Below are 11,771 nucleotides of genomic sequence, written 5' to 3' on the forward strand. Positions count from 1 at the left end.
AATACCAAAAAAGAATATAACAAATAATATAAGGCTCGTCAGAGAAGATTTTAACTTTGATAGACACAAGGCAAAGAGCTGTTTTGCAAGAAGTTAAACTGTTTTATGAAAAAGCCCTGCTTCGCTGAGAAATAGGCTTATTATTCCTCATTTTCTATTTATTTTGTACATCAACCCAAGTTTCTTTCATTGTGGCCGATTTTCGACTAAAAGTATTTTGCAGCGTAGCTCAACACCTTAGCTTTACCAAGGCCGCAGGAGAATTGTTTATTACGCAACCCGCCGTTACGAAGCATATCCGAGAACTGGAACAACAATATGGTACTCGATTGTTTGAACGAAAAGGCAACGCGGTGTATCTTACTCAGGCGGGTGATTTGCTCAAACGGTACGCGGTTCAGATATTGCATTTATATCAGGAAGCGGCGTTTGAGTTAGGGACTTTACAGGCCAAACACAGCGGCACGCTTCGACTGGGGGCAAGTACCACGATTGGACAATACCTGATTGCGCCTTTGTTGGCAAAATACTACGAGAAATTCCCCCAAGTGGAACTGTCACTGCTCAACGGAAATACCGAAATGATTGAAAATGCCGTTTTATCTCACGCAATTGATTTAGGTGTTGTAGAAGGCAAAAAACATCATTCGGGCATTAAATACGTTGATTTTATGGACGATGAATTGGTAGCGGTGGTACATAGTAAAAGCAAATTGGCGCAACCGGAGGAAATTACCATAGAGCAACTTACCCAAATTCCACTCGTTTTGCGCGAACGCGGCTCAGGGACATTGGAAGTGATAGAAAGTGCCTTAAAAGAACACAGTTTAAAACTATCTTCGCTGCAAATTATTATGCACTTGGGAGGGACTGAGAGCATCAAATCTTTTCTTGAACACGCCAATTGCATGGCCTTTTTGTCCGTTCGTTCCATTCAAAAAGAACTCATTATAGGACAATTAAAGATAATTAAAGTGAAAGAATTGAAGCTATTGAGAAAGTTCTGGCTGATTCATTTGCAAGGACAACCCGAGCCCATGGCAGAATCATTTATGCGTTTTGCCTTTCGGGAATACAGTAAAAAATAACTATAAAGAAAATTCAGGATTCACCCATCATAACCAACAACATGAACGCTGATTTCCAAAACCGTCGTGGTTTTTTAAAGAAAAGTGCCCTGACCACCTTGGCAGGGATTGTCGGTACAGAAATTGTTTTTGCCGAAAATATGCCCAAAAATCATGTTCCGCTTGCCTTAGACGAGGGCTTGAAGGGCAAACACCCCGACATGATAGTATTGAGCGATAAGCCTTGGAATGTTGAAACACCTCCGCATTTATTAGACGATGCCGTTACGCCCGTAGAACGTATGTTTATTCGTAACAACGGCATTGTTCCCGAAGAAAAAATAGACCCGAGTACTTGGACTCTTACCATCAAAGGCGAATCAGTCAAAACGTCTAAGACATACAAAATCAGCGATTTAAAATCTAAATTTAAAACGTATACTTATCAATTGGTACTGGAATGCGGCGGCAATGGTCGTTCGGGATTTGTACCGCAAACCTCCGGTAATCAATGGGACCAAGGCGCCGTAAGTTGTGCCGAATGGACAGGCGTACGTCTGAAAGATATTCTTAACGATGTGGGCTTGAAAGATGATGCCGTTTACATTGGTTATTATGGCAAAGACCTTCACCCCAGCCGCGACCCGAATAAAGTTGTAATTTCTCGCGGAGTACCCATCAAAAAAGCATTGGAAGATGAAACGCTCGTCGTTTGGGCGATGAACGGTCAGGAGTTGCCATTGATGCACGGGTTTCCGTTGCGATTGGTTGTAGGTGGATGGCCGGCATCTGTCTCCGGAAAATGGCTACATACGATTTCGGTACGTAACAAAGAACACGATGGCGCTAAAATGGAAGGGCATAGTTACCGAGTACCGCGTCAGCCCATTCCACCGGGCGAAAAGTTGGCAGAAACGCCCGAAAACTTTCGGATTATCGAATCCATGCCTGTCAAGTCACTGATTACTTTTCCCAAAACGGGTGCCATGGTTGAGTTGGGAAAAGCACTTTCGCTGCGCGGTCACGCATGGGCGGGAGATGTAGCGGTAAAAGAATTCCACGTTTCGATTGATTACGGCGCTACTTGGCAAAAATGTTCACTTCAAGCGCCAAAAAATCGCTTGGCTTGGCAGCATTGGTCGGCACAAATACAACTTCCGAAAAAAGGCTATTACGAAGTATGGGCGCGCGCTACCGATGCAAATGGAGTCAGTCAACCGATGGTAATTCCTGCATGGAATCCCGGCGGTTATCTCAACAATGCCTGTCACAGAATAGCCGTAAAAGTGGTTTAACCCAAAGAAATGATGAAAACTAACTTTTTAAATATAGCCATTAGCTTTGCAGTGCTTGGCCTATTTGCGGCAGCAATCAGCAAAAGCGAAAAACATTCGCTCATTCACCCACTCATTCCCCGCACGGGCGGCCCGGTCATTGATTCCACCGACGCCGCAACGGGCTTGGCACTCGACTCCAATTTGCCATTGGTAAAAGCGCAGTGTACGGGCTGTCATTCTCCTATGTTGATTTTGCAACACCGATTTACGCGTGATGAATGGTTGAGTAAAATTCGTTGGATGCAGCGCAATCATAAATTGTGGGATTTGGGAGAATCGGAAAAACCGGTATTGGATTATTTGGCAAAACATTACGCCCCCAATCAATCGGCCTATTCGCGGCGGGAGCCGCTGCGTAATGTAAAATGGTATAAGTTGGAGAAATAAATTATGAAATATCACCGCGTTTTAGTTGAGGCGATTGTTTTTTCCCTTGGCGAAATTTTTGAAAAAGGCCGTCAGGCCGATAAAGTTATTGAACAGGTTCTCAAGTCCAACCGCAAGTGGGGTGCCCGGGATCGAGGGTTTATTGCTGAAAATACCTACGAAATTGTCCGTTGGTGGCGTTTGTTGGAATTTGTTGTACCCTCCGACCAAGCTACTTACTCCGATATTTTTGCAACATGGCAAGTGCTGAAAGGAAATGAATTGCCCAATTGGCCTGAATTTGCCCACATTGACCCCAAATCCATCCGCAAAGCTTACGAAGAAGCGAAGCAAATTCGCAAAGTCCGTGAGTCCATTCCCGATTGGTTAGACGAAATTGGCTCGTCTGAACTGGGAAAAGAGTGGGAGGAAGAACTGCACGCTCTTAATCAAACGGCGCCTGTGGTATTGCGTACCAATACCCTCAAAACCACCCCGACTGAGTTACGTCAACTTTTAGCTTCGCAGGGAATTTTGACCAACCTCCTTGCTAAATTTCCCGAAGCACTGATTTTGCAGGAAAAGAAGAATGTTTTTCAAACCGAATACTTTCAAAACGGTCTGTTTGAGGTTCAGGACGCCGGTTCGCAGGCGATTGCGCCCGCGCTTGATGTTCATCCCGGAATGCGGGTAATTGACGCCTGCGCCGGTGCGGGCGGAAAAACACTTCATTTGGCGGCATTGATGCAAAACCAAGGTCGATTGATTGCGATGGATGTTGAAGAATGGAAGTTGGACGAACTGCGTCGTCGCGCCCGTCGCAATGGAGTCAGCAACGTAGAAACGCGCGTCATCGAAGCCAAAACCATCAAGCGTCTCCGCGAAAGTGCCGACCGCGTACTGTTGGATGTGCCCTGCTCAGGTTTGGGCGTTTTACGCCGAAATCCCGATTCCAAATGGAAAATTAAACCTGACTTTCTGAATCAAATTCGGCAAACGCAATACGAAATCTTGTCTAATTATTCGCAAATGGTAAAACCTGGCGGTAAATTAGTATACGCAACCTGTAGTATTTTGCCTTCTGAAAGCGAGCGACAGGTCGAACGTTTTTTAAAGGAACAAGGCTCAAAATGGCAACTTTCCACCGAATCGCGCACTTCACCGGCCCACGATGGATTTGACGGTTTTTACATGGCTACTTTAACAAAAGCTTTGTAAAAACCCATTTTTTGCGTTATTTGCAACAGGAACCTACACACTAAAATGCTTACTATTCAAAGCAACGTTTCACTTAAATCGTACAATACCTTCGGCATAGATGTTTCGACCCGGTATTTAGTAGAAGTTGATAACGACCAGGATATTCAAACACTTTTCCAGCTTCCCGACATACAATCGCTTCCTAAACTTATTTTGGGCGGTGGCAGCAATCTTCTGCTTACCCAAGATTTCAACGGTTTGGTCATTAAAATCAACATCAAAGGGATTGAGACAGTTAAAGAAGACCAAAATCATGTATGGTTACGCGTAGGAGCGGGTGAAAACTGGCATGAATTTGTAATGTATTGCGTAGAACGCGGTTTGGGAGGCATCGAAAATCTATCGCTTATTCCCGGAACTGTAGGAGCTGCGCCCATGCAAAACATCGGTGCGTACGGAGTCGAAATCAAAGATACCTTCGACCGTTTGGAAGCAGTTGATATTTCTACGGGTATAAAACGGGTATTTACCAATGCTGACTGTCGTTTTGGCTATCGTGACAGTGTTTTCAAAAACGAAGTAAAAGGACAGTACATCATCAGTAACGTTCAGTTTAGGTTGGATAAAAATCCTGTTCTTCACCTATCCTACGGCGATATTCAGAAAACGCTCGAACAAATGAGCGTTAAAGAATTGACGATTAAAGCAATCAGTGAGGCTGTCATTAAAATTCGTCGCAGTAAACTTCCCGACCCAGCCGAAATCGGCAACGCCGGCAGTTTTTTCAAAAACCCCGAAATCCCTGCTTCACAGTACGAAATCCTTAAAAGTGAATATCCCGATATTCCGGGTTATGTCATCAATGAAGAAATCGTGAAAGTTCCTGCGGGTTGGTTGATCGAGCAATGCGGATGGAAAGGAAAACGCTTCGGAACTATTGGTGTACATACCCGCCAAGCCTTGGTATTGGTTAATTATAGCGGCGGGAAAGGACTGGAAATCAAACAATTGTCCGAAAAAATTCAAGCTTCGGTAGAAGAGCGCTTTGGAATTTATCTTCATACGGAAGTCAATTTTGTATAAAAAAGGTTGACCGAAAACCCGGCCAACTTTTCAACACCTTCCTCTTTTTTAATTTAAACTCATTTTTAGTCTCTTTACTAATATGCATGTGCATAGACATATAGCTTGTCTTTCAATTCTTTACGCGCAATGTGAATTCGGTTTTTAACAGTTCCAATCGGAATTCGTAACCGGTCGGCAATTTCATGGTATTTGAATCCCCGGTAATGCATCATAAAAGGCGTACGATATGACTCTTCCAAGGCATTTACCGCTCCGTTGATATCATCCATGGCAAAGGTGGAATACGCCTCGTTATCGGTGCTGCTTTCGAGGGAATTGATGTAATGAAAATTATCCGTTGAATCTATAAATGTATTTTTTCTCACCATTCTTTGATAGTTGGTGATGAACGTATTCTTCATAATGGTGTACAACCATGCCTTCAAGTTAGTCCCATCGGCATATTTGTCGCGGTTAGTAAACGCCTTCAAAAGCGTATCCTGTAACAAATCATTGGCATCTTCGCTGTCTTTGGTAAGACGCATTGCAAACGGCTTCAAAGACTTTGAAACTTTTGCGATATGGTAAGTGAATTCAATTGCGGTCATGGTTTGGCTTGTTGAGGTTATTTTGTTTAACTTTACTTCAACAAAGTTAAACAAAACTTCAATAGCTCTATAAAATATTTACGGTTTTTTTTCAATAATAATTCGGGTTACTATGATAATCAAAAATATTTCATGCCGTATTACAAAGTAATATTCTCATAAAAAAGACCATTAAAACCTTGAAACTCACAAACACATCAAAAAAGTACAATTCCCTTAACAAGCTAACGGAATTGTACTTTTTGTTAAACAATGCCTAAATAGATTCTTGTTTCACTTTTATTAAACAATCATTAAACAAAAAATTAAAGCTGATAAAAGAATTCCAAAGGATTGGGATAAACAAACCAGTAGTCTAAGGCATTCTGCAACTTCTGAGAAGATATAATTTTAAAAGGGTTCATTCCACTTTCCTTAAACGTTGGAGGCTTATAGCCAAAAGGTGCGTAACTCGCCAAATAAACTTCCCGGCGCGTAGGGTGAAGCGGAGCTACCACGTTATAAACAGTATTCCAAAGGGCAGGAGCTTGAAGAAAAACTTCGATGACCCCAATGACATCATCGCGGTGAATATAATTGACGGGTATCTCACCCGTGGTTAAGTCTTTTTTGCCGGCTACATATTTTGCAGGGATACGTTCATAGCCCATCAAGCCTCCACAACGCAAAATAAGCGTAGACTGAGACAGGTCTTGAATGAGTTGCTCCACCTCTACCAACGCGGGTGAGGCCGATTGGCTCAGGATAGTTATATCTTCTTCGTTTACTTCTCGATTGAGATCAGGGTAAACAGACGTTGAACTAACGTAAATAATCTGTTTTATGGAACTGTCTTTGATTAAGTTGACAAGATTGCGAATCTGAGCAGGGTGAAAACCCCTTCCGGCCTTTTCCAGTCTTGGCGGAATATTGACAATCAATACGTCACAATCCAACAGATAATCCCACCCAATTCCTTTGGGCTCAGGAGTGAGTTGCAGCCATAGCGGTTCGATGCGCGCTTGCCGCAATTCACTCAATTTTTCTAAACGAGTAGTACTACCTTTGACTTTGTGGCCTTGTTTTTCAAATGATTGGGCCAAAGGAAAGCCCAACCATCCACAACCTAAAATACTGATTTTCATGGCTTTTCAAATCGTATCACAGCCCATTGATTGAGCGTTTTTTGAGCAATTAATTTCAAATCAACCTCTTCCGCTTTTTGGATAATATCATTGATGTCAAATTCATAAAAGCCACTCACCATCAGTGTACCGCCCGGTTGCAGGAATTGGACATAGATTGGAATTTCACGCAACAAAATATTGCGGTTGATATTGGCCAAAACAATATCGTATAGACCCGCAGGACAATCCTCTATCGTGCCTTGAAAAACAGTAATGTGTTTACAGCCGTTCAGCTCCGCATTCTCGACTGCATTCAGATACGCCCATTCTTCAATGTCGAAGGCAGTCAGTCGCGTAGCACCCAGCATTTCGGCCAAAATCGCCAAAATTCCCGTGCCACTACCCACATCTAAGACTGATTTATCGTGGTGATCGAGCGAAAGCTGCTGTTCCATCACCAAGGTAGTCGTTTCATGATGCCCTGTACCAAACGACATTTTAGGGTCAATGACAATATCATACCGAAATGCCGGGTCAGGGGCATGATACGAAGCTCGTACACGAATTTGACCGGCCACTTCGATGGGTTGATAGTTACGTTCCCATTCTTCGTTCCAGTTTTTGGTTTCCAACTGCTCGTACGCAAACGTAATCGGGGTCAAATGTTGGTAATCATCCACAACTTGTTGGAGTTGGGCCAAATCAAAATCAGCCTCGGTAATATAAGCCGAAAGTCCTTCGTCGGTTTCTACAAAAGATTCGTAACCGATTTGGCCTAATTCGGCCATGAGGATCTCGTTAAAATCGGGGTTAAGCGTTAAACGCGCTTCAAAGTAATTGGCAGGCATAAATCAGTTTATAGTTTACAATCTACAGTTTACAGTTTTTAAAGCAACAGTCTTTTGATAGCGTGAGCCTTCAGGCTTGCGGCCCACCGCTTAGGCGCTGACTATTTGCAGGCCGCGCCGCGCAGGCATCTTACCTACACAACGCAGCAAAGGTACGCCCAATCTATTTTTAAATTACATTTGCATAAACCATTCATGACCGATGTTTTACGTTTCCAATACCCAATTACCCTTTGAGCAATTGTCCCCTACTTTTGAGGGCGAACTGTATTTTGACAATTCAATCCCACACCAAGCCATTCGTAAATTGTACGCTACTGATGCCTCGGTTTATCAGGAAATGCCCGTAGCAGTGGCATTGCCGCGTACAATACAAGACATTCAAAAACTAATTCACTTTGCCACCGAACACGACATTACCCTGATTCCAAGGGCAGCCGGCACTTCCTTGGCAGGACAAGTGGTGGGCAACGGTATTGTAGTAGATATTTCTAAATACTTTGATAAAATCCTTGAAATCAATGCCCAAGAACATTGGGTACGGGTTCAGCCCGGCGTCATTCGTGATGATCTTAATTTTATTTTGAAACCCTACGGTTTGATGTTCGGCCCCGAAACCTCTACCGCCAATCGCGCCATGATCGGGGGCATGATTGGAAATAACTCCTGCGGGCTTCATTCCATCAGTTGGGGAACTACACGTGATCATCTGTTGGAAGTAAAAGCGCTGTTGAGCGATGGAAGTGAAATGATGTTTAGCCCCCTTGCCCCGCGCGGCGTACCGTCCAATGGGGGAACAAAAGGCTCGTCGGGATTTGCAATTCCGACGCGAGAGTATTCAGATTTGCAATCTGAGATTTATAGTGAAATTTTTGAAATTCTTTCCAACCCTGACAATCAGATTAAAATTCAGGAAAATTTCCCAAAAAAAACGGTCACTCGTCGTAATACAGGGTATGCCTTAGATGCCTTGCTGAAATCAGCTCCTTTTGGAGGTACAGAGGATTTCAATTTATCGAAACTCATTGCTGGCTCAGAAGGGACGCTTTGTTTTATCACCGAAGCCAAGTTGAATCTTTTACCGCTTCCTCCTGCTGAACTCGGGCTGATTTGTATCCATTGCAGTTCGCTTCACGAGTCGCTTTTAGCCAATGCCGTTGCTATGAAGTATCAACCGCTGGCGTCGGAATTGGTGGATAAATACATCATGGATTTTACCAAAGAACACAATGAATACCGTCACAACCGCTTTTTTATCGAAGGCGACCCGGCGGCCATGTTGATGGTGGAATTTGGGGCAGAAACCCGCGCCGAAGTGGAAGCGATGGCCGGCGCCGTTGTGACTGATTTGACAGCACAGGGATTGGGCTATGCTTATCCGTTATTGTTTGGTGACGAATCCAAAAAAGCGTGGGATGTGCGTAAGGCCGGTTTGGGATTGATACGAAATTTGCCGGGGGATACCCAGCCTGTTAATCTAATTGAAGACTGCGCCGTTGCCGTGGAGGATTTGCCCGAGTACATTGCTGATTTGGGCGAAGTTCTTCAAAAACATAATGTACATGCTTCCTACTACGCACACGCGGGAGCGGGCGAGTTGCACGTGGAGCCAATGGTCAACCTGAAAACTTCGGAAGGGAAAGCGAAATTTCGAGCCATTTTGGCGGATACAGCGGTGTTGCTGAAAAAATACAACGGCTCCCTCTCTGGCGAGCACGGCGATGGACGCCTGCGCGGCGAGTTTATTCCCTTTATGATGGGCGAAGAAGTCTATGCGTTGTTTCGGGAAGTGAAGAATCTCTTTGACCCCAAAGGCATATTCAATCGGGGGAAAATCGTGGATACACCACCCATGAACGAGTTTTTACGCTATCAACCCGACCAAGTCACGCTGAAAATTGACACCGTTTTTGATTTTTCCAATCAGGAAAGTATCCTGCGTTTGGCCGAAAAATGCAGCGGTTCCGGCGATTGCCGCAAAACACAGGTAACGGGCGGAACGATGTGTCCCAGCTACATGGCAACACGTCGCGAGCGCGACACAACTCGCGCTCGGGCAAATATGTTGCGCCATTTTTATACTGACTCTACGCCCGATGCATCAAATACGGAAGAAACCAAAGAGATTCTTGATTTGTGTTTATCGTGCAAAGGCTGCAAGTCGGAATGCCCGTCGAGTGTAGATATTTCTAAAATGAAAGCGGAGTTTTTACAAAGCTATTACGACAAAAACGGGGTTCCTTTTCGGTCGCGATTGATTGCTAATTTTTCCCAACAAATGCGCTTGGCGAGTTTGGTACCTTGGGGCTATAATTTGGTTTTCGGAAATGAATCGTTGCGTCGTATTGCCAACAAAGTCGTTGGTTTTCACCCCGACAGAACCATGCCGATGCTGCATAATACGACGCTACGGGCTTGGCACAAGCAAAGAAAACCTCACCCCAGCCCTCTCCTTTCTGGAGAGGGAGCTTTTACCCCTTCTCCTGAAAGGAGAGGGGGCAAGGGGGAGAGGTTATACCTGTTCTGCGATGAATTTACCAATTACAACGATGTAGAAATTGGTCAAAAAGCCATTCTTTTATTAGAAAAGCTGGGCTACGAAGTAATTATTCCCGAGCATACCGAAAGCGGTCGCACCTACCTTTCTAAAGGTTTGGTAAAAGAAGCAAAAAAGATTGCGATTCAAAATGTTGGACTACTGAAAGACTTAATTTCAGATGAAACTCCGCTCATTGGGATTGAACCTTCGGCTATCTTGACTTTCCGTGATGAATACCTTGATTTGGTACCTGCGGACCTTAAAATAGACGCCCTCCGATTATCAAAAAATGCCTTGCAGTTTGATGAATTCATTGCCCGCGAAATAGATACTAAAAGAATTCACAGTCCACAGTTTACAGTAGAACCTAAAACAATCAAGTTGCATGGACATTGCCACCAAAAAGCGTTGGCATCGCTTACGCCAACCAAAAAAATGTTGTCTCTGCCCTCCAATTATTCCGTGCAGTTGATTCCATCGGGTTGTTGCGGCATGGCGGGTTCGTTTGGGTACGAGCGCGAGCATTACGAACTTTCGATGCAGGTAGGTGAGTTGGTCCTTTTTCCGACGGTACGGCAACAGCCCGAAGACGTGATTATTGCAGCACCCGGTACCAGTTGCCGTCACCAAATCAAAGACGGAACGGGCCGCAAAGCCAAACACCCAATTGAGATTTTATGGGAAGCGTTGAAAAGTTAACTATCTGACAGCTAATTATTTATATACCTTGAGAGAGTTACTCAGCAATTGTAGATAAATGATTAAAAAAACCAATAATATCTTCATGGATTAACTCTTCATTCATATTAATAGCCACCTTCTCTCTATTTATCTTTAAATCATCTAAATCTTTTATGCGATGAAATAAAGAGTCTTTATTTTCAAATAATATTTTTTTTCCATTAACTGCTTGGAAAATATTTGCTTTTACATTCGTCCATGTAAAGCCTTTAGGTGGTGATGATGAAATACCTTGTTCAGAAAAAAAATCGGCAATTATCTCTCCATATTTATTATTAAAAAGGTCTAATTGATTAATATTTAGCGCATCTAAAACAGCATTTTCCCATGCTATAGGTACCAATAAGTAATTTTCTATATTTTTTCTTTTCCATTCTTTCAATACAGGATTATCGAGGGCTGGATTAAATGCTGTTTCATCATTATCATAATCAAATAACATCACTCGGTGAACTTTAGGGTTTATTTGTTTTAAAGCATCAAAGTGAGCATCTGCTCTCCTTTTCATGTCAATCTTTGTTACCCCTCCAAGTATATAAACACAAAATTTATTAAAAACTTCAGTTTTCCCCAAGTTAGCAGCCCAAGCTAAAAGCAATCGCTCATCGTCCTCCCCTTCCAAATAAAGAATATAAGGCGACTGTTCCGTTCGAATAATAACTCTATTATCCACTTCACTCATTGCTTTTATAACAGTCTCAGTTGATTGCACTCGTTTTAGCTGCCCAGATAGCATTGAAATAATAGAATTTACCTCAGTACCTTTAATAAATTCTGGGTGTAGGACAAGTTTGTCATGCTGCCATTTTTATTTGACTGACTAATTTGCCCCACTCATCATTTTTTAACGCAATTCTTAGATTGACTACTTGTTGAGCACCTTTTAGCGTCCAC

At 43.3% G+C, this 11,771-nt stretch carries 10 protein-coding genes; 6 read left to right on the forward strand and 4 right to left on the reverse strand.

What is annotated here, in order from left to right; genetic code table 11:
* Positions 1–191 precede the first annotated feature (191 nt).
* From Q0081_RS22235 to murB, 5 genes are read left to right on the forward strand one after another with little or no spacing between them, the layout of a single operon-like run.
* Positions 192–1,088 (forward strand): LysR family transcriptional regulator, encoded by an 897-nt coding sequence (locus Q0081_RS22235; protein WP_298358743.1) that lies wholly within the window; start codon positions 192–194, stop codon positions 1,086–1,088.
* 41 nt (positions 1,089–1,129) lie between these two features.
* Positions 1,130–2,362 carry a sulfite oxidase gene (locus tag Q0081_RS22240; protein ID WP_298358745.1) on the forward strand — a complete coding sequence of 411 codons (1,233 nt, stop codon included), beginning with the start codon at positions 1,130–1,132 and terminating at the stop codon, positions 2,360–2,362.
* A gap of 9 nt (positions 2,363–2,371) precedes the next feature.
* On the forward strand, positions 2,372–2,791 hold the full coding sequence (locus tag Q0081_RS22245) for a hypothetical protein (RefSeq protein ID WP_298358748.1): 420 nt from the start codon (positions 2,372–2,374) through the stop codon (positions 2,789–2,791).
* 3 nt (positions 2,792–2,794) lie between these two features.
* Positions 2,795–3,988, forward strand: coding sequence for an RsmB/NOP family class I SAM-dependent RNA methyltransferase (locus Q0081_RS22250; RefSeq protein WP_298358750.1), 1,194 nt, complete (start codon positions 2,795–2,797; stop codon positions 3,986–3,988).
* A gap of 45 nt (positions 3,989–4,033) precedes the next feature.
* The gene (murB, locus tag Q0081_RS22255; RefSeq protein ID WP_298358754.1) at positions 4,034–5,053 is read left to right on the forward strand and encodes a UDP-N-acetylmuramate dehydrogenase; all 1,020 of its coding nucleotides are present in this window, start codon (positions 4,034–4,036) and stop codon (positions 5,051–5,053) included.
* Positions 5,054–5,130: 77 nt separating this feature from the next.
* Here the strand turns inward: murB and Q0081_RS22260 are convergent, their stop codons facing one another.
* The 3 genes from Q0081_RS22260 to prmA form a co-directional block, all read right to left on the reverse strand.
* Entirely contained in the window at positions 5,131–5,643 is a 513-nt protein-coding gene (locus tag Q0081_RS22260) for an RNA polymerase sigma factor (RefSeq protein WP_298358757.1), read from the reverse strand.
* A 305-nt stretch (positions 5,644–5,948) separates the two neighbouring features.
* On the reverse strand, positions 5,949–6,767 hold the full coding sequence (locus Q0081_RS22265) for an SDR family oxidoreductase (RefSeq protein ID WP_298358760.1): 819 nt from the start codon (positions 6,765–6,767) through the stop codon (positions 5,949–5,951).
* Positions 6,764–7,597, reverse strand: coding sequence for a 50S ribosomal protein L11 methyltransferase (prmA, locus tag Q0081_RS22270; protein ID WP_298358764.1), 834 nt, complete (start codon positions 7,595–7,597; stop codon positions 6,764–6,766). The genes Q0081_RS22265 and prmA overlap by 4 nt, the downstream gene beginning before the upstream one ends.
* A 202-nt stretch (positions 7,598–7,799) precedes the next feature.
* Here prmA and Q0081_RS22275 point away from each other — a divergent pair, with 202 nt between their 5' ends.
* A complete protein-coding gene (locus tag Q0081_RS22275; protein ID WP_298358767.1) occupies positions 7,800–10,835 on the forward strand; it encodes an FAD-binding and (Fe-S)-binding domain-containing protein in 3,036 nt (1,011 codons plus the stop codon).
* 37 nt (positions 10,836–10,872) lie between these two features.
* Here the strand turns inward: Q0081_RS22275 and Q0081_RS22280 are convergent, their stop codons facing one another.
* A complete protein-coding gene (locus tag Q0081_RS22280) occupies positions 10,873–11,589 on the reverse strand; it encodes a hypothetical protein (RefSeq protein WP_298358770.1) in 717 nt (238 codons plus the stop codon).
* Positions 11,590–11,771 lie beyond the last annotated feature (182 nt).

Origin of the sequence: Runella sp. (genome assembly GCF_027484545.1) — a bacterium.
Classification (GTDB): Bacteria; Bacteroidota; Bacteroidia; order Cytophagales; family Spirosomataceae; genus Runella.

Coding starts and splice junctions, on each gene's coding strand:
- Q0081_RS22250 (WP_298358750.1), top strand. CDS start 2,795: ATGAAATATCACCGCGTTTTAGTTGAGGCGATTGTTTTTTCCCTTGGC.
- Q0081_RS22260 (WP_298358757.1), bottom strand. CDS start 5,643: ATGACCGCAATTGAATTCACTTACCATATCGCAAAAGTTTCAAAGTCT.
- Q0081_RS22245 (WP_298358748.1), top strand. CDS start 2,372: ATGATGAAAACTAACTTTTTAAATATAGCCATTAGCTTTGCAGTGCTT.
- Q0081_RS22265 (WP_298358760.1), bottom strand. CDS start 6,767: ATGAAAATCAGTATTTTAGGTTGTGGATGGTTGGGCTTTCCTTTGGCC.
- murB (WP_298358754.1), top strand. CDS start 4,034: ATGCTTACTATTCAAAGCAACGTTTCACTTAAATCGTACAATACCTTC.
- prmA (WP_298358764.1), bottom strand. CDS start 7,597: ATGCCTGCCAATTACTTTGAAGCGCGTTTAACGCTTAACCCCGATTTT.
- Q0081_RS22275 (WP_298358767.1), top strand. CDS start 7,800: ATGTTTTACGTTTCCAATACCCAATTACCCTTTGAGCAATTGTCCCCT.
- Q0081_RS22240 (WP_298358745.1), top strand. CDS start 1,130: ATGAACGCTGATTTCCAAAACCGTCGTGGTTTTTTAAAGAAAAGTGCC.